This is a genomic window from Humibacter sp. RRB41 (assembly GCF_022761015.1).
Lineage (GTDB): Bacteria > Actinomycetota > Actinomycetes > Actinomycetales > Microbacteriaceae > Humibacter.
Genome location: NZ_JAKWJQ010000002.1, coordinates 552,995 through 577,260, shown reverse-complemented (window position 1 = coordinate 577,260; position 24,266 = coordinate 552,995). Strand labels below are relative to the sequence as shown.

Here is a 24,266-nt window from a genome sequence, read left to right as displayed (position 1 = left end):
ACTTTAAGCACAGCGACACGGTTCTTCGACACCCGCCAGCCTGTCGCATATGTCGCGACTCACCTGTCACGTATCACCTGTCACCTATGTCGCGACCCCCGGCACCCTCAGATCCACCAACACCCCCGTACTTCTCTGGAAGTGCGGGGGTTCTCCGTTGCCCGGAACAGGTCTTCGCCACGACCGGTGGCGCGAGGGAGGTTCTGGTTCTCACCCTCAGACGGTGCATCCTCTGCGCAGCGCGGCGGCCGGTACCACCGGCGACCATTCGGGAGTCGCGAGAGTCGCGCCGATCGGCGACCAGCCGGCATCCGTGAGTTCGTACGAACCGACCGGTCCTGTGGTTACGACCTGTTCGAGTGCCTCCAGGAGTCTCTCGACGTCGCTCGTGCGCGATCCGACGCCGAAGCTGGCCCTGATCGCGCCATTCTCGATGCCGAGCCTGTCGAGCAGCGGATGCGCGCAGAACCGCCCGTCCCGCACCCCGATGCCCCATTCGGCCGAGAGCACCGCGGCGACGAGGCCGGGATCCATCCCGTCGATGGTGAAGCCGACGACTCCGACGCGATCAGTGGAGTCGGCGAAGATGCTCATCGTGTGCACGCCTGGAATCGCCTCGAGCCCCGCGGACAATCTCGACCGCAGGGCACGCTCGTGCGCGATCCACCGGTCTTCGTCGAGCTCGGCAAGAGCCTCGAGGGCTTCGGCGATGGCGACGGCGCCGATCACATTGGGCGACCCGGCCTCGTGCCGATCCGCGCCGGTGCGCCACGTCGTGTGCTCGAGCGTGACGCGTTCCACAGCTCCGCCTCCCCGAAGGTAGGGATCGGCATCGTCGAGCCAATCGCTTCGCCCGATGAGCACACCGGATCCGAATGGTGCATAGACCTTGTGACCGGAGAACACGAGGTAGTCGATTTCGTCCGACGCGATGTCGACACGGCGATGCGGCACGAACTGCGCGCCGTCCACGATGATCCTGGCACCGTGCCGATGTGCCAGCTGCGTGAACCGCGCGATCGGCAGGACCTCGCCAGTGACGTTGCTCGCCGCCGTGATCGCGAGCGCGGCCGTCGGACGCGCGGTGAGCTCGGCGTCGACCCGGTCGAGGGTCTGGGCGATCGTCGGGGCGGCGGGAACAACGCGCGCGCCGGCATCCAACCAGGGCAGCAGATTCGCATGATGTTCGATGTCGAGAACCACGACCTCGCCCGGAACGACGGATGCCATCAGATTCAGTGAGTCCGTCGTGTTCCGTGTGAAGACGACGACGTCGTCAGCGCGGCCGCCCAGCTTCTGGGCGACGGTGGCACGTGCCCCTTCATAGCAAGCGGTGGAGACCTGGGATGCATACCCCGCGCCACGGTGCACGCTCGCGTAATAGGGGAGTACCTCCGACACGTGGTCGGCCACCCGTTTCAGCGCCGGCGCACTCGCGGCGTAGTCGAGGTTGACGTAGCGCGTCGTGCCGCCGCCGAGCACAGGAGCCTGCAGCTCGCTGCCGATCACCTCGAGAAGAGGCGCGTCTTCCGTTGCGCTCCAGGCCTGGATGCCGCCGCGTAGATCGGTCGCCGCGAACCCTTGCGCGCTCAGATAGCTCGCCGCGACGCCCGAACGCCACCCTGAGGCGCAGTTGACGACGATGCGTCCTTCGGCCGGGATCTCGTCGCTGCGGCGCTTGAGCTGCGGAAGCGGGATGTTCAGAGCACCGGGAATGGCGCCGGAGTCGAACTCACCGGGACTGCGCACGTCGACCAGAACTGTGGTGTCCCGCCCACGAAGCCCTTCGAGTTCCGACGGTGCGACGCGGCCGCCCGAGATGACCGGCACACCGTAGTGCCCGAGATCGCTCGCCGACACGTAGCCGGCGACTCGATCGAACCCGATCCTCGCGAGCTGTCTGCGTCCCTCGGCCTCGCGCCCTGGAGGCGCGACCAAGACGACGTCGGTCGAGTAGTCCAGGAACATGCCGGCCGTCTCGGCGAAGCGGCCGTCGAGCGGAACGTTCAACGCCGACTGCAGGTGGCCGGAGGCGAACTCCTCGATGTCGCGGGTATCGAGCACGAGGGCACCGGCGAGACTCCCCGGGGTTGAGACGTCGACACGGGCGAGTCTCTCGCTCGGGTCGAACAGGGCGTGGAGTTCGCGGTTGAGCCGAGCATCCTCGGTGAAGTAGTCCGGCGCGGGCAACTGCCCGGTGGTGATCAGACGCACGAAGTCGGACTCCGACAGGGGGGAGCAGCTCGAGTTGGTCGTCCGCTCCCGCCCGATGGTCGACTCGCGATCCGGCGAGAGGTTCTTGCCGCACGCCGATCCCGCACCGTGCGCGGGAAGCACGCGCACGGCATCCGGGAGCGCCATGAAGCGATGCTGGATGGTGTCGAACTGCTCGTGTGCCAGCGCAACAGGATCCGCTCCGAAGATGGCCTGCAGATCGACGCGGCCGACATCGCCGACGAACAGCGAGTCACCGGTCAGCACGGCCTCGGCGACGGCGTCGTCAGGGTCGCGGTAGACCAGGATGCTGATCGACTCGGGCGTGTGCCCTGGCGTCGACATGATCTCGAGCTCGACGCGTCCAAGCGAAATGCGGTCGCCGTCCGCGAAGAGGCGCGCGGGGAAGGCCGGCGTCGCGCGATCACCAAGGCCGATCCATGCGCCGGTCGCCGCAGCGAGTTCGAGGTGCCCGGCGAGGAAGTCGGCGTGGAAGTGCGTGAGAAACACGCCGACGATGCGCAGACCTCTCGCCTCGGCCGCCAGCAGATATTGATCGACGTCGCGAAGCGGATCGACGATCACCGCCTCGCCACTGCCTTCGTCGCCGATCAGGTAGGACGCCTGCGAAAGCGATTCGGTGTAGAGCTGCTCGAGTAGCATCGGATGCTCCTTCCGCGCGAGGCGCCGCCATCCGATCTCATCGAAGGGATCGACGCACATAGCACATCGTTATGCCTGTGAACCTAATATGACTCCCCATGACTGAGATTTGCATGACTGAGGATTCTGCGCAGGAGTAGCGACGAAGGAGCTGATGCCGTAACGGACGGCTACCGGCTGGCAGTCAGAGGCGTTCCGCCTCCTGTACCGGCTGAACCAGATCGGTGACCCATTCAGACTGCGGACGATCACCGGGGGTCCAGTACACCTCGCGGCAGACTCCCGCCAGCTCGTAGCCGTGCTCGCCGATCCAGCCGACGAGGGCGTCCCACGAGGCGTTGATGCCCTCGACCTCGCCGCGGTGCACGCTGACGGCGGCCTGAGCGATACCGGGCAAGGTGTTCACGTCGAGCCCCGTGATCTCACCGGTCGCCGTCGGAACCACGAACCCGGCAGTGACGAGCACGCCGGTTCCGTCTCCACCTTCGTCGGCTTCGTACATCGCGATCGCAGGACCGAAGTCCTGAAGGCCCGCGCGAACCAGGATCTGCTCGATCTCGGGGAACATCGGCCCCACGACCGGCCCGATGTTCTGGGACCCGAATCCCGGAGCCTTCCTCGTGAGCGTCGCGACCCGTTGCGAGTCGATGGTGCGGACCTCTGCTGTGATGGTCGTCGGTGTTGGCATGACTTGTTCTCCCTTCAGTGCGCTCAGATGCGCGTCGATGCGCTCGAGGCGAGCTGCGCCGTCCGCGAGCGAACGTTCGAGGTCTGATCGGGCGGATGCCAGCATCCGCCCGACCTCGCCGTCGTCCGCTCCACCCCAGATGACGTGTGCGGTCTGCTCGAGTGTGAGCCCGAGCTCCTTCAGCTCCACGATGCGACTCAGTGTCGTCAGTTGCGCTGCGGCGTAGGACCGATAGCCCGTATTCGGATCGACCCGCGCCGGCCGCAGCAGTCCGATCGCGTCGTAGTGGCGCAGCATCCGTACGGACACTCGTCCGATCGACGCGAACTCTCCGATACTCAACATGACAGGATCCATCGTGCGCTCTGACACCGTGTGAGGGTCAAGCATCCTCGGGGGAATGGGTGGCTATGAGCTGAAGGCCGACGCCGACGCCCACGCGCTGACCGTGACGGTCGTGCCGTCGACGATGTCGGAGTCGATCGCGAGACGCACGCGCGGAGCTCCGGGATACTGCGCCGCCCAGATCGTGGTGGCGACCTCGTCGCTGGCACCGGTCGCGCTCCAGGCGACGTGCGCCTCGACGACGGTGCCAGGTGCGAGAGTGACAGCGGATGCTCCGGGATCCGGAGCCATGTACGAGGCGCCGTGCACGATGGTCGCCTGCACCTCGCCGCCGTCAGAGTCGGCGAAGGCCAGATCGGGATATCCGTCGACGACGCACGGCGCGGTCGATCGGTTGCCCAACACGAGAGTCACAGCCCGGTGGCCGAGCGCACCGTCCGTGGCGGACACGGTCAGAGTGAGGGCTTCGTTGCCGCACCAGTTCGCACCGGCGACGATCGGGCTCTTCGAGACACTCGATGGTGCTTCGCGCGTCGGCGTGGGCGTCGGAGTCACGAGCTGCGGATGCTCGGCGCCGCCTGCCGCCACGCGGGTCTGGGTGACGGCGGTGGGCTGGATCGCGACGACCGCGACGAGTGCGCAGACCAGAACGACGGCGGCAGCCGGCGTCAGCGTGCTTCGCCTGCCGGTCGACGCGTCGGGGTCGACCGGGGCGCGCACGATCAGCGCCGGCAGCCATCCCCAGACGATGCCGAAAAGGGCTGAGCCGAGCAGTTCGGGACGGGCGTTCAGAAACGCCGAGTAGAGGCCGGTCGGCCACACGTTCGCGATCGTCGAACCGACGGCGATCGTCGTTGCGATCAGGAGGCCGGCCACGACTGCGACCAGCCATGCGGCGAGGAACCTCGCCCAGGCGGGTGCCGGGCGTCTGGCCGTGAGCTCATCGATCCCGATGTAGCCGAGTGCGATCGCGGCACCGAAGCCGATGGCGGCCGCCAGAGGCAGCAGCACGTTCCAGGGAGCCGCCTGGAAGAAGGTTGAATAGGGGAGCGTGGGCGGTACCAGGAGCTGGAACGCCGTCCCGAAGCGGGTGGACGACAGCACGATGGCAGCAGCAGCCCATCCGCTGAGCAGCCAGAGCGCCGCACCGCTGCCGGCGGCCGCGACGATTCTGATCACGGCACGGCGTCGCGGGGTCATTCGGTCAGCGTATCGGCGTCTCTGACCCGGCTCGTGCTGCCGGCCGGCGAATGCGCCGAAGGTGGCAACCACTCATCCGAGCCCGGGGGCGATGTCACGCACGATCGACTCGAGGATGCGCGCGTTGAAGTCGACGCCCAGTTGGTTGGGCACCGTGACGAGCACCGTGTCAGCAGCCAGCACCGCGGCATCCTGCGCCAGCTCACGAGCGATGACATCGGGTTCGCCGATGTAGCTGCGGCCGAACCGTGCGAGATCGCCGCCGATGTAGCCGACCTGGTCCTCGGCGTCCGCTTGCGCGCGCAGCCCGAAGTAGTGGCGCGTCTCGTCGTCGATGATCGGCAGGATGCTCCGCGACACCGAGACCCGTGGCTCGCGGTCATGGCCGGCCTGCTTCCACGCATCGCGGTAGAGCAGCAGCTGCTCGGCCTGCAGGTCGGACAGGGGAACACCCGTGTCTTCGGTGAGCAGCGTCGAACTCATCAGATTCATGCCCTGCTCGGCGGCCCAGATCGCCGTCGCCCTGCTGCCAGCACCCCACCAGATGCGGTCCGGCAGCGTGTCGGAGCGCGGCTCGATCGGCAGGGGCACGTGCTGACCCGTCATCTGCTGATTGGAATACACGAGCCCGGCACCGGCGATCGCCGCCCGGAAGAGCTCCGTGTGCTTTCTGGCCATGTCGGCATCCGTCTCGTCGGCCTCGGGAACGAAGCCGAACGACTCGTAGCCGTTCTCGGCCGTCTCCGGTGATCCGCGGCTGATGCCGAGCTGCAGCCGTCCGCCGGCGATGAGGTCTGCGGCGGCCGCTGACTCCGCGGCGTAGAGCGGGTTCTCGTACCTCATGTCGATGACCGCCGTGCCGATCTCGATGCGCGACGTGCGTGCGCCGATCGCGGCGAGCAGCGGGAACGGGGATGCCAGTTGCGGCGCGAAGTGGTGCACGCGCACATACGCCCCGTCGACGCCCACCTCCTCGGCGGCCTGCGCCAGCTCGATCGTCTGCAGCAGGGCATCCGATGCGCTGCGCACTTCGGACCCGGGTGCAGGCGACCAGTGCCCGAACGAGAGGAAGCCGATTCGTTTCATGGCACCTTCAACCTCGGGGTAGCACTGGTTATTCACTCTGCGCGGATACAGGCGTTCGCGACATCAATACCGGTGATCAATACCAATGCGGGTCGTGGGACATCTCGAAGTTCCACGCACCGCAGGGCGTGGTGTAGGAGCTGGCGATGTACGAGAGCCCCCAGCGGATCTGCGTGTCACCGTTCGTCTGCCAGTCGGGGCCCGCCGTCGCCAGCTTGCTCGCGAGCCACGCCTGAGGAATGCCATACGCCCCGCTCGACGAGTTGTACGCGTTCCACGCCCACCCGGACTCCATGTTCCACAGGCTCACCAGGCAAGACATCTGATCTTGGCCCCAGCCGTAGTTGCCGAGAAGGCTGCTCGCGTAGGACTGTGCGGCGGCAGGTGTGCAGCCGCCCGTGCACCCGGCTGAGGTGTCGATGCTCCCATCGCTGCCGCCGGAGGACGCAGTCTGCTGTGCAAGGGCCTGAGCACGCTCGACGCCGGCGTAGTACTGCTGCTCCTTGCTGGCCGCGGTGTTCTTCAGAGATGCGGCCTGGGCGTACAGCACCTTGGACTGCTTCTGCTGAGTCGCTAGCGCGGCATCAGCTGCGGCTTTGGCGGCCTGGGCAGCCTGATACTTGGAGTCGGCATCCTGCTCCAGGCTCGTGCGGATGGTCTCAGCACTCTTCGCCTGGTCCTGCAGAGACGAGACGACGTTCTGTTTCTGCTTCGCGTATGCCTGCAGCTGCGAGACGTGGTCGGTCAGTTGGCTCACTGTGCCGAGCTGGTCGAGCAGATCGTCAGCGTGTCCGTTGCTGAGCAACAGCTTGGCGGTCAGGTCGCCGCCTCCGGAGATGTAGAGCTGCGAGGCGAGTTTGCCGTACTGCGTCTTGGCTGACGTGGCATCCTTCTGCGCCGTGTCGACCTGGGTAGTGAGAGCGTTCAGCTTCGCCGTCTGCGTGTCGAGGGCGCTCTTCGCCTGGCCGTATTCGAACTCCTTCTTGAGTTCGTCGCTGGCGGCGACCTCAGCGGCTTGCTGTAGCTGGGTGATGAGCCCCGCGATCTTGGTGTATTCGGCCTGGGCTGCGGCGGCATTCGCCTTCGCCGCCTGCACGTCGCCCCAGCTCGGGTAGTCATCGGCGTGCGCCGGCGTCGTCGTGACAAGCGGAACGGTCACGGCCAGGGCAGCGGCGATGACCGCGACACGCCAACGCCACAAGGGACGTGACGATCGCACAGCCGGTCGGAACTCGTGCACAGTCACGGTCTCCACGATAAGCAGGCCCGTGCTGCAGACCGGGCGCACGCGCCGCGCGTCGCGGGATGCCCGTAACGACGAGGAACCCGTCGATCGACCGAAGCGCGCGTCGGTCGTCGGTGTTTGACTGTGCTGGTGACCTCACTGCAGCGCTCGGTTCTGCTTGTTGCGATCCTGGCGTCCCTCGTGGCATTCCTCGACGGCTCCGTCGTGAACGTCGCGCTGCCCGCCATCGAACGCGAGTTGGGCGGTGGCCTGGTGCTGCAGCAGTGGGTGGTGGATTCCTATCTCATCACCCTCGGCGCGCTCATTCTGATCGCAGGGTCGCTCTCCGACGCGTTCGGTCGCAAACGCATCCTGATGATCGGGCTGTTCGGATTCGGCATCGCCTCGATCGCGTGCGCGGTGGCGCCGGACGGCGTCTCCCTCGTCGTGTTCCGGGCAGTGCAGGGGATTGCGGGCGCACTGCTGGTGCCGAGTTCCCTGGCGATCATCATCCAGGTGTTCAGCACCGACGACCAGCCGAAGGCGATCGGCCGCTGGACGGCGTGGACGTCCGCCGCGATGCTCGCCGGACCGCTGCTCGGCGGAGTCTTCGTCGACACGTTGTCATGGCGACTGGTGTTCGCGATCAACCCTCTTCCGATCGCGGCGACCGTGATCATCCTGTGGCGCGTGAAGCTCGACCATGAGCACGCTCACGGACATATCGACTATGCGGGAGCAGTGCTCGGGGCAGTGGGTCTTGGAGGCGTCGTGTTCGCGCTCATCGAGCAGGGCCAGGAGAGCTGGTCGAGCCCACTGGTGTGGGGGAGCGCTCTGGTCGGATGTCTGTGCCTCGGCGCGTTCACCATCGTCGAGTTGCGCTCGAAGAGGCCGATGCTCCCGTTCGGCCTCTTCCGCATCCGCAACTTCGGCGTCGGCAATCTCGCGACGTTCGCGATCTATGCGGCGCTCTCACTCGGCACCCTGATGGTCGGCATCTACCTTCAGGAGGTCGCAGGCTATCCTGCGACCCTCGCCGGTCTCGCCCTGATCCCTGCCACGATCGTCTCGCTCGTCCTGGCCAGCCGGTTCGGCGCGCTGTCGGGCAAGTGGGGGCCGCGGCTCTTCATGGCGGTCGGGCCCGCCGTGGCTGCCTTCGGCTACGCGCTGATGCTGACCATGGGCGCATCGTCCGTGGACTACTGGCTGCAACTGCTGCCAGGGGTGGTCGTCTTCGGCCTCGGCCTGTCGATCACTGTCGCTCCTCTCACCGCCGCGGTGCTGGGCGCGGTGCCGCCCGAACGTGCCGGCATCGGTTCGGCGATCAACAATGCGGTCGCGCGCATCGCGGGCCTGATCGCCGTCGCCTGTGCCGGCCTCATCGTCGCCGGTCCGCTCGATCAGGCCGGCCTGAGGAGGGTGCTCCTGGTGTGCGTCGTGCTGCTCGTCATCGGCGCCGTGGTGTCGGCCATCGGCATCGTCAATCGCAACAAGAGCGCCGTGGCACCGCACGCCGCCGCCGGTTCCGCCGCTTCCACCGCCGCGATCGGCCCTGGCGCGACGGCACCGATCCCGCTCACGGGGTCAGCACGGGCCCAGCGGCGATCAAGCCGATGACGATCACGACGGCACTGGTCATCACGAGTCGCATGAGCCATCTGGATCGCACGCCGCGCAACGTCATCACCGTTCCTGTGATCGAGATCAGCACCGTGAGCACTGCAGCGGTGATCGCGATCGCGACCGGCCAACCGGTGAGCCCGCCCACGAGGGAGGCGCCGAGCCCGATGTCGAGCCCGGCAAGCCCCAGCACGGCGAACGAGAACGCGCCGCCGGCGCGAGCGCCGAGCATGTGACCGAAACCGCGCACACGGGTCACGCGGTCAGTGTCGAGGTCGGGGAGCACGTTGGTGACGTGCGCTGCGGCGCCCAGCAGGCATCCTGCGACGATCACCCACCAAGCCGGCCACTCCGGTGCTGGCAGCCCGAGCGTCACGATCGCCGGCAGGATGCCGAAGCTCACGACGTAGGGGACGACCGAGACCGCCGTTCGCTTCAGCCACGCGTTGTAGGACCAGGCGCTGGCAAGCGCGACCCCATGAGCACCGAGAGCTGAGACGCCGAGGAGAAGAGTCAGGCCCAGAGCCGCCGTGAGGGCGGTGAAGGCAGCGATGCCTACTGTGCGTCGTGAGATCGCGCCCGTCGCCACGGGTTTGTCCCTTCGGGCGACGAGTGAGTCGCGCGCCGCATCGATCCAGTCGTTGGACCAGCCGACCGAGAGCTGCCCGGCGAGAATCGCCGCGCCGAGCAGCACGACGCGCCAGGGGGAGTACCCGACGGCCACCGCGAGCAGCACGGCGACCAGCGTCACGACGGCTACCGGCCCTGGATGACTCGCGAGCGCCAGACCCCGCAACGCTTTCGGCATGGGGCAATGGTAGGGGCGATCCAGCGCACGGCGGCGGGAGGACTCCTCGATGGAGCGCCGAGCCGCGACTTCCAAACAAAGCTTCTTGCAGATAATTGCAAGAAGTTGCGTAGACTCTGACCATGGCGAAACGACTAGCTGAGGTTGCACGCAAGGTCGGGGTCAGCGAGGCCACCGTGAGCCGCGTGCTGAACGAGAAGCCCGGGGTCAGCGAGGCGACCCGTCAGGCGGTGCTCACCGCGCTCGACGTACTCGGGTACGAGCGGCCGACGAAGCTGCGGGGAGAACGCGCACGTCTCGTGGGGCTCGTGCTGCCGGAGTTGTCGAACCCGATCTTTCCCGCGTTCGCGGAAGTGGTCGGTGGAGCCCTCGCCCAGAACGGGTACACACCGGTGCTCTGTACGCAGACGGCGGGAGGGATCACCGAGGCGGACTACGTCGACCTTCTGCTGGAGCAGCACGTGTCTGGCGTGGTGTTCGCCGGGGGGCTTTACACGCAGGAGGCCGGCTCGCACGAGCACTACGAGAAGCTGCGCGACGTGAACCTGCCGACCGTGCTCGTGAGTGCCCCGATCGACGGGATCGGCTTTCCCACGGTGTCGTGCGACGACCGAGTCGCCACGCAGCTGGCCGTTCGGCACCTGGTGCAGCTCGGCCATACGCGCATCGGCTTCGTGCTAGGTCCGCGCGACCACGTGCCGTCCAAGCGCAAGTACGGCGCTGCGAAAGCCGAGATGGAGCGCGGGAAGCTCGAGTTCGACGACGACCTCGTCGTGCGTTCGCTCTATTCGCTCGAGGCGGGCCAAGCGGCGGCGGCGAGACTGCTCAGAACCGGCGTGACGGCCATTGTCTGTGCGAGCGATCCGCTCGCTCTCGGCGTCATCCGCGCGGTTCGTCGTGCCGGCCTACGGGTGCCGGAGGACGTCTCGGTGGTCGGCTACGACGACTCGGCATTGATGGGATGCGTCGAGCCTCCCTTGACCACAGTGCGTCAGCCGATCGAGCCGATGGGTCGCATGGTGATGGAGTTGCTCACCGCCCAGATGAGCGGAGAACGGCCCGCCGTCGACGAGTTCCTGTTCGAGCCGGAGCTCGTCGTGCGGGCGTCGACGGGACCGGCTGCGCACTGACGTCCGCCTCGACACGGCGCGGTGGAGGGATACTCCTCGGGCTTGCGTGATCATTCTGTGACGTAATTCCGTGCAAGTAGATGCAAGCCAATTGCTATTTGTTTAGTTCTTGCATCATGTTGTCAATATGGCTACTTTGACACTGGCACCGGTCGGAAGACCCGATTCCGACCGGCCTGTACCTGCACCGAGTTCCGGCACCGTCGCCTTTCTGCGACGACCGCCGCCGCCCCAGAAAGGCTCCTTCAGTGGACCTCTCCTCCGTAGCCGACCAGCTCCAGACCAGCACGGCCGTCGGCAGCGCCGACATGGCAGCGTCGGCCCGTCGCGCCCCGTCGAGCTCCGATCCGTTGTGGTGGCGCAGTGCCGCGATCTACCAGATCTATCCGCGCAGCTTCGCCGACGCGAACGGCGACGGGGTGGGCGATCTGGCCGGCGTGCGCAGGCATCTGGGCTATCTGAAAGACCTCGGGATCGACGCCATCTGGTTCACGCCCTGGTACGCGTCACCGCTCGCAGACGGCGGATACGACGTCGCCGACTACCGGTCGATCGACCCGCGGTTCGGAACGCTCGAAGAGGCCGAAGGACTGATCCAGGATGCCCTGGCCCTCGGCATCCGCACGATCATCGACATCGTCCCCAACCACATCTCCGATCAGCACCCGTGGTTCCAGGCGGCGCTGGCGGCGGGTCCGGGCTCGCCGGAGCGCGAGCGGTTCTGGTTCCGCGAAGGAAAGGGCCGAAACGGCGACGAGATGCCCACGAACTGGGAGTCGAACTTCTCGGGCGAGACCTGGACGCGAACCGCAGATGCGAACGGCACGCCCGGCGAGTGGTACCTGCACCTCTTCACGCCGGAGCAGCCGGACCTGAACTGGAACCATCCCGACGTGCGCCGTATGCACGAAGACATCCTGAAGTTCTGGTTCGACCGCGGAGTCGGCGGGGTTCGCATCGACTCGGCGGCACTGCTGGTGAAGGACGACGCACTGCCGGAGGTGCCGAACGATCCCGGCCCTGGTGGGCATCCGACGCAGGATCGCGACGAGTTGCACGACATCTACCGCAGCTGGCGCTCGATCGCGGACTCGTACCCTGGCACTCGGGTTCTCGTCGGAGAGATCTGGCTCCCCGACATCGACAGGTTCGCGAAGTACCTGCGCAAGGACGAACTGCACACAGCGTTCAACTTCGACTTCCTCGCCAGGCCGTGGGATGCCGATGAGTTGCGTGACTCCATCGACGCCACCCTCGCAGCGCACGCGCCCGTCGATGCACCGTCCACTTGGGTGCTCTCCAATCACGACGTCACCAGGCCGGTCACACGGTACGGACGCGAAGACTCGTCCTTCGCCTTCGGCAAGAAGCGAGCGGGAATCCCCACCGATCTCGCCCTCGGCGCGCGCAGAGGCAGGGCCGCCGCCCTTCTGACGGCGGCACTTCCCGGCGCGCTGTACATCTACCAGGGCGACGAACTCGGGCTCCCCGAGGTCGAGGACATTCCGGAGGATCTGCTCGATGACCCGATGCACTTCCGTTCGGGCGGTGTCGATCCCGGCCGAGACGGATGCCGCGTGCCGCTTCCCTGGAGCGGCTCGACGCCACCGTTCGGCTTCAGCCCGGACTCCGCGAGCGCCGCTCCGTGGCTTCCGCAGCCGGCGAGCTGGGCTTCCATCACGGTGCAGGCGCAGCAGGCCGACCCGTCGTCGATGCTCTGGCTGTACCGGCAGGCGCTGCGGATCCGCAGGGCGCTGAACGCGACATCCGACACCTCGTTCGCCTGGCGGGAGCTTGCGCCGCACGTGCTCGCGTTCGATCGAGGCCCCGACTTTCTCTCTGTCACCAACCTCTCCATTCACAGCATCGACCTGCCCGACAACGGCGGAATCCTGCTCTGCAGCAGTCCGCTCGACGGCGGAAAGCTGCCACCAGACTCCACGGCATGGCTACGAACACAGCACGAGCCGCCGGAGATCCGGGCCTGACGCCCCAGGCGCGGATGACGCACGAAACATCCCATGGAACACCCGAAAGGAACATGACAATGAAGTCCCCAGGAAAGATCGCGGTGCTCGCCACCGTGGCCCTGGTCGGCGTCGGCATTCTCAGTGGATGCTCGTCGAGCAGTGGAAGCGGCGGCGGCAAGGTCAACCTCGTCGTCGCCCCCGTTCTACCCGGTGCGACAGCAGATGCGTTGACGGCACTGCACCAGCGCGTGCAGCAGTTCAACAAGGAGAACCCGGACATCAATGTCAAGGCGGTCGAGTACCAGTGGACCGCGCCGACATTCACTGCTGAGCTCGCCGGAGGCACGCTGCCCGACGTGTTCAACGTGCCCTTCACCGACTCGAAGACCCTCGCGAACAGTGGCCAGCTGGCCGACATCACGAAGGACTTCAAGAAGACGTCGACCGCCGACAAGTGGAACAAGAACGTTCTCGACGTGGCGACCGGAAGCAACGGTCACGTCTACGGCATCCCGTGGGGTCCCTACGCCATGGCTCTGTCCTACAACCGTGACATCTTCAAGCAAGCCGGGCTGGACCCTGACAAACCTCCGACCACGCTGGACGAGATCCAGCAGGACGCCAAGATCATCTCGCAGAAGGTGCCAGGCGTGGCCGGCTACATGCAGATGACGGAAGGCGGTACCGGCGGATGGGAGCTCGCGACCCTGACGCAGGCACTCGGCGGACGTCTGGAGAAGGTCGGCTCCGATGGCAAGGTCACCGTCACGACGGACAACGCCCAGACGAAGGCAGGACTGGACTGGCTGAAGACGCTGAGGTGGGGTGACAACTCCATGGGCAGCAACTTCCTGTTCGACTGGAGCGGCATCAATCAGGCCTTCGCATCAGGCAAGGTGGCCATGTACATGAGCGGTTCGGATGTCATCGGTTCGCTCATGCAGGCCAACGGCTTCGATCAGAACAAGTACGGCGTCGCGACGTTCCCGCTCGCGTCGGGCTCCGACGCCGGCATCCTCTCCGGCGGCAATGTCGATGTCGTCAACGTGAAGGACTCGGCTGCACAGATCGCGGCCGCGGTGAAGTGGATCGACTTCTACCGCACGGGGCCGACGGCGGACAAGACGGCCGCGATCAACAATGCCAAGACGCTTGCGAAGGGGAAGCAGGCAGTGAACGCGCCGACCCTCCCGGTGTTCGACAAGGCGACGTGGGAGCAGAACCAGGCGTGGATCAAGCCGTACGACAACATTCCGGTCGGCAACCTGACGCCGTTCACCGACGGCATCTTCAACCAGAAGATCGTGCCTGAGCCACCGGCTCACACTCAGGACCTCTACGCCGCTCTCGACCCGGTCGTTCAAGCGGTCTTGACGAACAAGAACGCCGACGTCGACACCCTCCTCAAGGGCGTGGACACCAAGGTGCAGGCCCTGGTCGACGCGGACAGCAAGTAACACCACGTTCAACGGCACGCTGCCGGGTCGTCGGTACGAATTCGACCGGCGACCCGACAGCATGCCTCCAGATGAGAGCAATCACCGATGACCGTTGATACCGCAGTCAAGCAGCACGTGGCGGCGCGTCCCGAACGTCAGAAGCGTCGACACAACCCGATCACCTGGGTGCAACGAGGCGGTCTGACCACCCTTTTCTTCCTTCTGCCGCTGCTGATCATCTTCGGCGTCTTCTCGTGGACCCCGATCGTCGAGTCCGTGGTCATGAGTTTCCAGAAGACCAACCTCGTCACGCCGGCGGTGTTCGTCGGGTGGGACAACTTCGTTGCGATATTCCAGGACCCGCTGTTCTGGGTTGCGATCCGCAACACCGGATACTTCGCCCTGCTCGCTCTGCTCTTCGGGTATCCGATCCCGCTCATCGCCGCGGTGCTGATGAGCGAGGTGAAGCGCATGAAGGGCTTCTACAGCGTTCTCGCCTACCTTCCGGTGATCATTCCGCCGGTGGTCTCTGTGCTGCTCTGGAAGATCTTCTACGACGCGAGCGCGACGGGAGTCTTCAATGCGATCCTCGGCTGGGTGGGCATCCCGCCGCAGCCGTGGATTCAGGATGCCGCCACCGCGATGCCGTCGCTCGTGCTGGAGGCGACGTGGGCCGGCGCCGGCGGCACGATCATCATCTACCTGGCTGCGCTGACCTCGGTATCGCCCGATCTGTACGACGCCGCCGAGGTGGACGGCGCGTCCATCTGGGGCAAGATCTGGCACGTGACGCTGCCGCAGCTGCGGGGCATCCTCTTCATCACGCTCATTCTGCAGATCATCGCGACCGCCCAGGTCTTTCTGCAGCCGTTCCTCTTCACCGGCGGTGGTCCGGTCAACTCGACCACGACCATCCTGCTGCTGATCTACCAGTACGCCTTCACGAACAGCCTCGGCGGGGCATACGGACAGGCGACTGCGCTCAGCCTGATGCTCGCCGTGTTCCTCGCCATCCTGTCCATCGTGTACTTCCGCGTGACCGCGAGATGGAGTGACAATTGACCACCACGATTCCCGCGGACGTTCCGCTGCACGAGACCATCGAGCCCGAGGGCAAGCGAGCCAAGAGGGCCAGAGTCGTTCTCGAGGATGCCGATCGCGGCATCCTCTCGCCGGCCGACTGGCGCCGACCGCACGTGCGCATCGTCGGCACCGTGTTCAACGTGATCCTCGGCATCAGTCTGGTGATCATCGGGCTGCTGCCGCTTCTCTGGCTGCTGAAGTCTGCCGTGACGCCCACTCAGGACACGTTGACGAACCCGTTGTCGCTGTTCCCGAACGGCCTCGCCTGGTCGAATATCTCAAAGGCGTGGAACGACGTTCAGATCGGCAGCTTCTTCTTCAACACGATCTGGATGGCCGTCGGGGAGTGGGCCGTGCAGCTGCTCGTCGCTACCACGGGCGGCTACGCGCTCTCGGTGCTGAAGCCCAGGTACGGCAAGATCATCAGCGGCCTGGTGCTGGCCACGCTGTTCGTGCCGGCTGTCGTCCTGTTGGTCCCGCTCTACCTCACGATCTTGCACCCGCCGCTGATCGGTCATTCGCTGATCAACACGTTCTGGGCGGTCTGGCTGCCGGCAGGAGCGAGCGCGTTCAACGTGCTTCTCGTGATGCGCTTCTTCGACAGCTTGCCTCGCGAGGTGTTCGAGGCGGCGAGGACCGACGGCGCAGGCACCTTCAGGTTGTTCTGGTCCATCGTTCTGCCGATGTCGAAGCCGATCCTCGGTGTCGTCTCGGTGTTCGCGATCAATGCGGCATGGGCCGACTTCCTGTGGCCGAACCTGGTGCTGACAGACATCGGCATTCAGCCCCTGTCGGTGCGGCTGCCGCAGATCCAGTCTTCGACGGATCTCGGCGTCTACCTCGCGGCGCTCACCATCGCGACGCTCATCCCCGTGGTGATCTTCTTGATCTTCCAGCGCACGTTCCTGCGCGGGGGAGGACTCGGCGGCGCTGTGAAGGGCTAGGCGGGGCGAGACCCGCCGAGCGTCGAGACCCCGAGCAACGGGGTGCCGAGGTAGGTCGCGTAGCGCGCCGCCTCGCGCTCGATGCGTGACGTGGCGCGAGGCGACAGCGCCGCGAACGGCGAAAGGTCGACGCGGATGCCGGCGGGCGAGGCATCCGCTCGCCAGATTCCCGCGACGCGGCCGTCGAGCACGATGACGGGCTGGAAGATGCCGTTGGCGCCGGCCTGGACGACTTCCATGTGGCGGTCTTCGAGCACGGGCGAGCGATCACGATAGCCGAGGATGTACTCGTCGAACGCAGGGAGCAGCGCCGTGGCTCGTGGCGGGGTGGGAGCGTCGACGGTTGCCGCCGACTCGAGGAATTCAGCTCCCGCGTCGGACTGCACGACGGCGTCGCCGGCGTCGGCGTGAGCTCTGCGCGCTTCGGTGAGCGTGATTCCCAACCACCATGCGAAGTCGCGCAGCGTCGCAGGGGAGCGGCACTGCAGGTATCGCACCAGGATGCGCGTGATGGCCTCGTCGCGGTCTATCGGCTCGGCGGGCGGAAGCCATTCGCCGGCGGGCACGAGTGCCTGCTGCGTACGACGCACGGGCCCCCACACCACGATGCCCGCCAGCGCGGCCTCCCTGATCAGGTGATAGCCGCGGCCGCCGTCGGTGTTCAGACCGGCCGAGCTCATGGCATCCATCGCCTGCCTGCGCTCCAGTGGGCCGTCCTGTGACATAGCGGTCTCGAGGGCACGGAAGGCGGTGGAGACCACCTCGGCATTCATGCCGTCGCGACGCATCACCTGTTGTGCCAGGTGGCGCTGCTTGTCGGCGGTGGCGGTGAGCATCAGGCGAACGTCGTCACCGCTGACGATGTGCAGCGTTCCTCGCATCGTCCAGGTGCGTACGAGCGTGCCGTTGTCGAAGAGCGCGTCGACATCGGACAGAGTCGTCGAGATGCTGCGCGCTCCGAGCGACCACCTCGCCGGGCCGAAGGCCTGGCCCTGGACGGCGAGCAGGCGACGGGCCACCGACTCCGGCCCTGCGGCATCGCGCTCGACGAGGAGCTGAGCTCCGGCACGCGCGAGCGGCGTGTTCACCTCACCAGTCCCAGATCGGCCAGTTGTGCCAGAAGGGCGGCGCCGTCGGTGCCGTAGACCCACGGCACGCCGCTCACCTGCGAGTGCTTCTCGGCCTTCGAACGGCCGCCCGCGAGCACGGATTCGGTGTTGGAGAGCTGCCGGATCGCAACGGCCGCGACATTCTGCGGGTGCTCCGTGGCGAACTCGGCGTAGATCCGCTCATCGTGCTGTCCGTCATCGCCGACGAGCAGCCATTTCACGTCGGGGAACTCGCTCACCAGGCGGCGCAGGTTGCACTCCTTGTGCTCCGTACCGCTCCGAAACCACCTGTCATGCGTCGGACCCCAATCCGTCAGGAGAAGAGCACCCGGCGGGAACAGGTTGCGCGACAGAAAACGGGTCACGGCGGGGGCGACGTTCCATGCGCCCGTCGACAGGTACACGACGGGTGCGCCGGGGTGCGCAGACGTGAGGCGTTCCAGAAGCACGGCCATGCCGGGAGTCGGGACCCGCGCATGCTCGTCAAGGACGAACGTGTTCCAGGCCGCGAGCAGAGGCCGGGGAAGCGCGGTCACCATCACGGTGTCGTCGACGTCGGAGATGACCCCGAAGGATGCGTCGTCGGCCACGATCTGGACCGGTGCGGTCGCGACGTCGCCTGCACCCTCGACGCGGAAAGAGATCCAGTGCGTTCCCGGCTCGAGCGACACCGGCAGAACGGTGTCGATGACACCGCCGCGGTCGGGCCGGACGACGTGCTCGATGCCCTCGATCTCGATGATCACGTCGGCGTCGCTGATCGGAACGCTGATGAAGCTTCTCCAGCCGCGCACACTCTCTTCGCGCTTGCGGTTCGTCCGCTCGGCCCGCGAACCGGGACGGGGATCCTTCGCGAGCACGACACGCCCGAGCACACGCACCCAGGATGTCGTGCCATAGCCGGTGTACGAGAGCACGGTCGGCAGATGACCGCGCTTGCGTGCCCTGCGGGCGCGAAACCCGTGGAAGGCATCCTCCAGGCGCGCAGCGCGATGCACCTTGGGCGCGGAGCGGGGGCGGCTGACCATCCGAACAGTCTTTCATGGGCAGCCTGACGGATTGGTGGCGGGCCGCGTGATGAAGGGTGAAAACTCTTCTGGTACGGGCGAGATTCGAAAGCATTCGACTATCGTCGCGAGGGTGGTCGATGCGGACAGGAAGCAGAACGGAATGATCGAGGAGATCCTCGTCGGGGCGATCGAGGTGCCGAACTCGGCAGCATCGTTGCGCGTCGAGCCGTCTCAAGAACGGAGCGTCGCCCGCATCGATGCACTGCTTGATGCCGCGGCAGCGGTCGTGGACGAGGTCGGCTTCGACCGGCTCACCACCGCGCAGGTTGCGGAGGAGAGCGGCGCATCCATCGGCACCGTGTACCGATACTTCCCCGACCGCATCGCACTGCTCGTCGCGTTGCGCGACAGGGCGGTGCGGCGGTACCGACTGATGGCGTCCGACGACATCGAGCGCACGTCCCCCTCGACCTGGCAGGGTGCCATCGAGCGGTTCGCGGAGACGTTCGCGACGATGTTCCGCACCGAGCCCGGCTTTCGCATCATGCGCTTCGAGGACGTGCGGGGTGTCGAGGAGTCCGGAGCCACGCCCGACCACGTCGGGGAGTTCGCGGTCCGTGTCGCCGAGGTCCTCGTGAGCACGTATGGGTTCACGCCGAGCGACGAGTTGGTGTTCCATCTCGACATCGCGGCGCAGATGACGGAATCGCTGATCGAGAGGGCCTATCTGCGCAATGCCGACGGCGACCGTCGCACACTGAGCGAGGCCCGCGTCGTCGCCACCGCCTATCTGGAAAAGTATTACGACTGAGGGCTGATGCCCGCGTTACGGCAGATTTCTGCAGATCCGGCCTTCTGTCGGTCGTCTGGGACATAGTGGAAACCTGCGTGACCCCTCCCCATCGAGGGTGCATTCGTGCTTCCCTTGACGAACACGTCTTTCGCGCAACCACCCGCTGACCGCCCCGCCTGCAGGAATGAGCTTCCAGACGATGATCGAATTCCGATCGGTGACCAAAGAGTTCCCCGACGGCACCGTCGCGGTGCGGGACTTCAGCCTGGTCATCCCTTCGCGCAGAATCACGGTACTCGTCGGCTCGTCGGGAAGCGGCAAGACCACGATTCTGCGGATGATCAACCGCATGGTCGACCCCACGAGCGGCGTGATCGAGATCGACGGGAACGACGTCTCCACCCTCGAGCCGGTCAAGCTGCGGCGGAGCATCGGCTACGTGATGCAGAACTCCGGGCTCCTTCCGCACCGCAAGGTCGCGGACAACATCGCGACCGTTCCCCTGCTCAGGGGCGTCAAGCGCAAGGATGCCCGCGTTCGCGCGCTCGAGCTGATGGATGCCGTCGGACTCGATCGATCGCTGGCCGACAGGTATCCGAGCCAGCTCTCGGGCGGTCAGCAGCAACGTGTCGGCGTCGCACGCGGGCTTGCCGTCGACCCGAACATCCTGCTGTTGGACGAGCCGTTCGGTGCGGTCGATCCGCTGGTGCGCGCTGAGCTTCAGCAAGAGCTGTTGCGGCTGCAGCACGACTTGGACAAGACGGTGGTCTTCGTCACGCACGACATCGACGAAGCGTTTCTGCTCGGTCACCAGGTGGTCATCTTCAAGAAAGGCGGTCTGGTCGCGCAAGTCGGTACCCCACAGGAGATCCTCGCCGACCCGGCGGACGAGTTCGTCGCCAAGTTCATCGGCGCCGACCGGGGCAAGCGTGCGCTTCGCGTGCGCAGCGAAGCCGGGCGCGACGTGCTCGTCGATTCCGAGGGCCGCGCTGCCGGGGTTCTCGTGACCGATGACGATGAGGCTGGAGCCGTCGCAGCGGCTTCGGGTGCTTCGGCGCAGGGTGATCAGCCGCGGTGAACTGGCTGATCGAGAACGCGGGCCAGATCTGGCAGCTAACGCTGATCCATGCCGGCCTGTCCGTGCCGCCCATCATCGTCGGGCTCGTGCTGTCGGTGCCGATCGGATGGTTGGCCAATCGATACCGAGCGAGCCGTGGAACGGTGCTCGCCATCGTAGGCATCCTCTACGCGGTCCCGTCGCTGCCGCTGTTTCTCGTGCTGCCGAGCATCATCGGCACGAAGGTGCTCGATCCGGCCAACGTCGTGATCAGCCTCAGCATCTACGCGGTGGCGATCATGGTCCGCACCGCGTCCGATGCGTTCGCGGCGGTGGATGTCGACGTGCTGCTGGCTGCAACGGCTGTCGGGTTCTCGACGTGGCGCAGGTTCTGGTCCGTCGAGCTGCCGCTGGCGGGACCCGTTCTGCTGTCCGGCATCCGCGTCGTCTCCGTGAGCACGATCAGTCTGGTGAGCGTCGGATCGGTGATCGGCGTTCCCAGCCTCGGATACTTCTTTCTGCGAGGCTTCCAGGTGGGCTTCCCCCTCGAGATCGGTGTCGGCATCGTCGGCACGATTGTGATCGCGGTCGTGTTCGACCTGATCCTGGCCGGGCTCGGCCGTGTGCTGATGCCGTGGACGCATCGCCGCTCGCGCCGCACCCGTGTAGCGATCCGCGATGAGACTCCCGAGTTGGTGGAGGCGGCATGAACGGCTGGTCAGACGCCTTCAACTGGCTACTCGACCCGACGAATTGGTCGGGGCCGGGAGGGATACCGGCGCGCACCGAAGAGCACCTCGTGTACACACTGGTGACGTTGGTCGTCGCGTGCATCATCGCCCTGCCGATCGGACTCGCCGTCGGGCATACGGGCAAGGGTCGCGGGGTCGCCGTGCAGTTTTCGGGGGCACTTCGTGCGCTTCCGACGCTCGGTGTCCTCCTGCTGTTGGCGACGTGGCTCGGCTTGGGCTTCGGCCCGCCCCTTGTGGCGATGGTGTTGCTCGCCCTTCCCCCGCTGATCGCCGGGGCCTATGCGGGCGTGGAAGCCGTCGACCGGCAGACCATCGACGCCGCGCGTTCGATCGGAATGACCGGCTGGCAGGTGCTGTTCAAGGTCGAACTGCCTCTCGCGCTGCCGATCATCATCGGCGGTGTGCGGTCGGCGTGCCTCCAGGTGATCGCCACGTGGACGGTCGCGGCCTACCTGCCGCTGGGCGGCCTCGGCCGGTACATCTACGACGGCTACGCCGTACAGAACTATGCGGAGATGCTCGGCGGCTCGATCGTCGTGATCATCCTCGCGCTCGTCGCCGATGGCGTGTTCGCCATCGTGCAACGACTCGTCGTGCCACGCGGCGTCGTGCTCGGGAGGGCATCCGATGTGCGCGTGCGCCAGTCCCGATCTCTGGTCGGGACGTCGGGCTCCACCACAGCAGGCTGAAAAGCCACAGAACAGAAAGCGAAGCACCATGGCACTGAAATCACGCATCATCAGCGCTGCCGCGGCCGCGGCACTGGGCGCGCTCGCCCTGGCTGGGTGCTCGTCGGGCAACCCGCTCGACAGCTCCACGACGTCGTCAGCGAATTCCGGTGGCGCGATCGTCGTCGGTTCGGCGAACTTCCCCGAGTCCGAGATCATCGCCCAGATCTATACCCAGGCGTTGGCTTCCAACGGCGTGAAGACGTCGATCAAGCCGAACATCGGTGCCCGTGAGGCCTACCTGAAGGCTCTTCAGGACGGCTCGATCGACCTGGTTCCCGAGTACTCCGGCAGCCTGCTGCAGTACTACGACGCCAAGACGACGGCGCAGTCCAGCACAGACGTGTACGCCGCGCTGAGCGACGCGCTGCCCAAGGGATATCAGGTCCTGAACCAGTCCAAGGCGGAAGACAAGGACTCGTACAACGTCACCAAGGCCTTCTCCGAGAAGTACAACGTCACGAGTCTTTCCGACCTCAAGTCGGTCAGCATCCCGCTGACCGTCGGCGCCAATCCCGAGTTCGCCGATCGCCCCTATGGAATCCCCGGGCTGAAGTCGGCATACGGCGTGACGGCGACGCTCGACCCGATCAGCGACAGCGGTGGACCGTTGACAGTGAAGGCCTTGCAGGACGGCACGGTGCAGCTTGCGGACATCTACACGACGAGTTCGGCGATCAAGGACAACGGGTTCGTCACCCTGAAGGACCCGAAGAACATCATCATCGCCGAGAACGTCCTTCCGGTGATCAACTCGAAAAAGGTCACGGACAAGGTGAAGAGCGTGCTCAACGCCGTTTCGGGTGCGCTCACGACGGACGATCTCGTTTCTATGAACGACAAGGCCTCCGGTTCGGCGAAGGAGTCCGCCGCTCAGATCGCCAAGGAGTGGCTGTCGGAGAAGAACCTGTTCCAGTAGCAGGTGATCATGGCTCCGAGTAGGGGTCGACGGCGGGGGAGTCGTTCGTGATGCCCGGTGCGATGTCACCGGTGCGGAGGGAACGGCTCCCCTTCGGCGTCGACCCGCAGGTGGTGTTCGATGCGCTGTTCGCGCACGAGAGCCACGCGTTCTGGCTGGATGCCGGAATCCGTGTCGATGGCGTGAGTTACCTCGGCGCGGCATCGCCGAGACGACCCGGCTATCTGGTCGCGGGCGGCGTCGTGCACGTGGTGACCGCCGACCGAACGGCTGAAGTGGGCGGTGACCTGTCGGAACTCCTGCGCTCCGAGATCTTCGTGTCGATGGATGCGCCGGCCGGCTCGCCCCTCGGCTGGGTCGGCTGGTTCGGCTACGAGTTCGGGGCGGACGCGCTCGGCATTCCGACCTACCCGTCGCCCTTTCCGGATGCCGCGCTGATCGCCGCCGATCAGGTCGTCGCGTTCGATCACGCGTCGAGTGAATTGAGTCTGTGGTTCCTCGACGACGCGGCAGGACGCGAGTGGGCCGATGCCACGAGCATCCGTCTCGAGGAGCTCGCCCTGGGCGGGCTCGCGCCCGCGCCCGCCGAGGAGGAGGCGAGGCACGGAGACGCCGAGCGGCGTGGCGAGCCGGAGTGGCGACACTCCGATGGCGAGTATCTGCGGCTGATCGAGCGATGCCAGCGGTCGATCCGTGCCGGCGACGCCTACCAGCTCTGTCTCACCAACACGATCCGCATGCCGACGGATGCCCGGCCGCTCGACGTCTATCGCCGCTTGCGACGGGATTCCCCTGCGCCGTACGGCGGCTATCTGCGTTTCGGGGACGTCGCGCTGCTGAGCTCGTCGCCCGAGCTCTTTCTCTCCGTCGCGAATGGCGTTGCAGTGACGAGCCCTGTGAAGGGCACCGCCCGACGCCTTCCGGATCCTGACGACGACGCGCGCCTCAAGGATGCGCTGGGACGTGACGAGAAGGAACGCGCCGAGAACCTGATGATCGTCGACCTGATGCGCAACGATCTGAGCCGGGTCGCACGACTCGGCGGCGTCGCTGTGACCTCGTTGCTCGAGGTGGAGACCCACCGGCACGTGCATCAACTGGTGAGCACGATCGAGGCGCGACTCGCAGACGGCGTGGACGCGTTGCACGTGCTCGCCGCATGCTTTCCGGCTGGGTCGATGACCGGGACGCCGAAGCTCAGCGCCATGGACATCCTGAACGACCTCGAACGTGGCCCGCGCGGGGTCTACAGCGGATGCTTCGGAAGGCTGGGCCTCGACGGGTCCGCCGAGCTCGCGATGGTCATCCGAAGCATCGTGATGCACAGTGGCGAGGCCGTGATCGGAACAGGTGGCGGCATCACCGCGTTGTCAGTACCGAAGAGGGAACTCGCCGAGATCAAGCTGAAGGCTGCGGCCTTATTGGCGGCGCTCGGCCGCTGAGCGGGCGGCCCGCAATCTGCCCGACATGAGCGGGTAATCTT

20 protein-coding genes are annotated in these 24,266 nt (G+C 66.2%); 12 read left to right on the top strand and 8 right to left on the bottom strand.

Going from position 1 to position 24,266, the window contains the following annotated elements:
- Positions 1–216: 216 nt before the first annotated feature.
- The 5 genes from MJ603_RS18750 to MJ603_RS08660 all read right to left on the bottom strand — a co-directional run bounded on the left by MJ603_RS18750 (position 217) and on the right by MJ603_RS08660 (position 7,442).
- A complete protein-coding gene (locus MJ603_RS18750; protein WP_308220577.1) occupies positions 217–2,877 on the bottom strand; it encodes an aminotransferase class V-fold PLP-dependent enzyme in 2,661 nt (886 codons plus the stop codon).
- Between the two features lie 184 nt (positions 2,878–3,061).
- Positions 3,062–3,910 carry a MerR family transcriptional regulator gene (locus MJ603_RS08675; protein ID WP_243063283.1) on the bottom strand — a complete coding sequence of 283 codons (849 nt, stop codon included), beginning with the start codon at positions 3,908–3,910 and terminating at the stop codon, positions 3,062–3,064.
- Positions 3,911–3,973: 63 nt separating this feature from the next.
- A complete protein-coding gene (locus MJ603_RS08670; RefSeq protein ID WP_243063282.1) occupies positions 3,974–5,110 on the bottom strand; it encodes a DUF4232 domain-containing protein in 1,137 nt (378 codons plus the stop codon).
- A gap of 72 nt (positions 5,111–5,182) precedes the next feature.
- A complete protein-coding gene (locus MJ603_RS08665; protein ID WP_243063281.1) occupies positions 5,183–6,196 on the bottom strand; it encodes an LLM class flavin-dependent oxidoreductase in 1,014 nt (337 codons plus the stop codon).
- A gap of 76 nt (positions 6,197–6,272) precedes the next feature.
- Entirely contained in the window at positions 6,273–7,442 is a 1,170-nt protein-coding gene (locus tag MJ603_RS08660; RefSeq protein ID WP_243063280.1) for a hypothetical protein, read from the bottom strand.
- A gap of 129 nt (positions 7,443–7,571) precedes the next feature.
- Here MJ603_RS08660 and MJ603_RS08655 point away from each other — a divergent pair, with 129 nt between their 5' ends.
- Positions 7,572–9,038, top strand: coding sequence for a DHA2 family efflux MFS transporter permease subunit (locus tag MJ603_RS08655; protein ID WP_243063279.1), 1,467 nt, complete (start codon positions 7,572–7,574; stop codon positions 9,036–9,038).
- Here MJ603_RS08655 and MJ603_RS08650 read toward each other — a convergent pair.
- A complete protein-coding gene (locus MJ603_RS08650) occupies positions 8,998–9,849 on the bottom strand; it encodes a UbiA family prenyltransferase (protein ID WP_243063278.1) in 852 nt (283 codons plus the stop codon). The two genes, MJ603_RS08655 and MJ603_RS08650, sit on opposite strands and share 41 nt — an antisense overlap.
- A gap of 122 nt (positions 9,850–9,971) precedes the next feature.
- Here MJ603_RS08650 and MJ603_RS08645 point away from each other — a divergent pair, with 122 nt between their 5' ends.
- From MJ603_RS08645 to MJ603_RS08625, 5 genes are all read left to right on the top strand, one after another.
- The gene (locus MJ603_RS08645) at positions 9,972–10,979 is read left to right on the top strand and encodes a LacI family DNA-binding transcriptional regulator (protein WP_243063277.1); all 1,008 of its coding nucleotides are present in this window, start codon (positions 9,972–9,974) and stop codon (positions 10,977–10,979) included.
- A gap of 308 nt (positions 10,980–11,287) precedes the next feature.
- A complete protein-coding gene (locus MJ603_RS08640) occupies positions 11,288–12,967 on the top strand; it encodes a glycoside hydrolase family 13 protein (RefSeq protein WP_243063316.1) in 1,680 nt (559 codons plus the stop codon).
- A gap of 59 nt (positions 12,968–13,026) precedes the next feature.
- The gene (locus MJ603_RS08635) at positions 13,027–14,406 is read left to right on the top strand and encodes an extracellular solute-binding protein (RefSeq protein ID WP_243063276.1); all 1,380 of its coding nucleotides are present in this window, start codon (positions 13,027–13,029) and stop codon (positions 14,404–14,406) included.
- A gap of 87 nt (positions 14,407–14,493) precedes the next feature.
- Entirely contained in the window at positions 14,494–15,450 is a 957-nt protein-coding gene (locus MJ603_RS08630; protein ID WP_243063275.1) for a carbohydrate ABC transporter permease, read from the top strand.
- On the top strand, positions 15,447–16,415 hold the full coding sequence (locus MJ603_RS08625) for a carbohydrate ABC transporter permease (protein WP_279238941.1): 969 nt from the start codon (positions 15,447–15,449) through the stop codon (positions 16,413–16,415). Before MJ603_RS08630 ends, MJ603_RS08625 begins: the two co-directional genes overlap by 4 nt.
- Here the strand turns inward: MJ603_RS08625 and MJ603_RS08620 are convergent.
- Together MJ603_RS08620 and MJ603_RS08615 are read right to left on the bottom strand one after the other, a co-directional pair.
- Positions 16,412–17,503: a winged helix DNA-binding domain-containing protein gene (locus MJ603_RS08620; protein WP_243063274.1), complete on the bottom strand. Its 1,092-nt coding sequence runs from the start codon at positions 17,501–17,503 to the stop codon at positions 16,412–16,414. The two genes, MJ603_RS08625 and MJ603_RS08620, sit on opposite strands and share 4 nt — an antisense overlap.
- Positions 17,500–18,552, bottom strand: coding sequence for an App1 family protein (locus MJ603_RS08615; protein WP_243063273.1), 1,053 nt, complete (start codon positions 18,550–18,552; stop codon positions 17,500–17,502). The genes MJ603_RS08620 and MJ603_RS08615 overlap by 4 nt, the downstream gene beginning before the upstream one ends.
- Before the next feature lie 142 nt (positions 18,553–18,694).
- Here MJ603_RS08615 and MJ603_RS08610 point away from each other — a divergent pair, with 142 nt between their 5' ends.
- The 6 genes from MJ603_RS08610 (at position 18,695) to pabB (ending at position 24,225) form a co-directional block, all read left to right on the top strand.
- A complete protein-coding gene (locus tag MJ603_RS08610; protein ID WP_243063272.1) occupies positions 18,695–19,345 on the top strand; it encodes a TetR/AcrR family transcriptional regulator in 651 nt (216 codons plus the stop codon).
- A 181-nt stretch (positions 19,346–19,526) separates the two neighbouring features.
- Positions 19,527–20,405: an ABC transporter ATP-binding protein gene (locus MJ603_RS08605; RefSeq protein WP_243063314.1), complete on the top strand. Its 879-nt coding sequence runs from the start codon at positions 19,527–19,529 to the stop codon at positions 20,403–20,405.
- The gene (locus MJ603_RS08600; protein ID WP_243063271.1) at positions 20,402–21,094 is read left to right on the top strand and encodes an ABC transporter permease; all 693 of its coding nucleotides are present in this window, start codon (positions 20,402–20,404) and stop codon (positions 21,092–21,094) included. Before MJ603_RS08605 ends, MJ603_RS08600 begins: the two co-directional genes overlap by 4 nt.
- Positions 21,091–21,825: an ABC transporter permease gene (locus MJ603_RS08595; RefSeq protein WP_243063270.1), complete on the top strand. Its 735-nt coding sequence runs from the start codon at positions 21,091–21,093 to the stop codon at positions 21,823–21,825. The genes MJ603_RS08600 and MJ603_RS08595 overlap by 4 nt, the downstream gene beginning before the upstream one ends.
- Positions 21,826–21,853: 28 nt before the next feature.
- Positions 21,854–22,783, top strand: a complete 930-nt coding sequence (locus MJ603_RS08590; RefSeq protein WP_243063269.1) for an ABC transporter substrate-binding protein — start codon at positions 21,854–21,856, stop codon at positions 22,781–22,783.
- A 71-nt stretch (positions 22,784–22,854) separates the two neighbouring features.
- Positions 22,855–24,225: an aminodeoxychorismate synthase component I gene (gene pabB / locus MJ603_RS08585; protein ID WP_374230868.1), complete on the top strand. Its 1,371-nt coding sequence runs from the start codon at positions 22,855–22,857 to the stop codon at positions 24,223–24,225.
- The last annotated feature ends 41 nt before the right edge of the window (positions 24,226–24,266 follow it).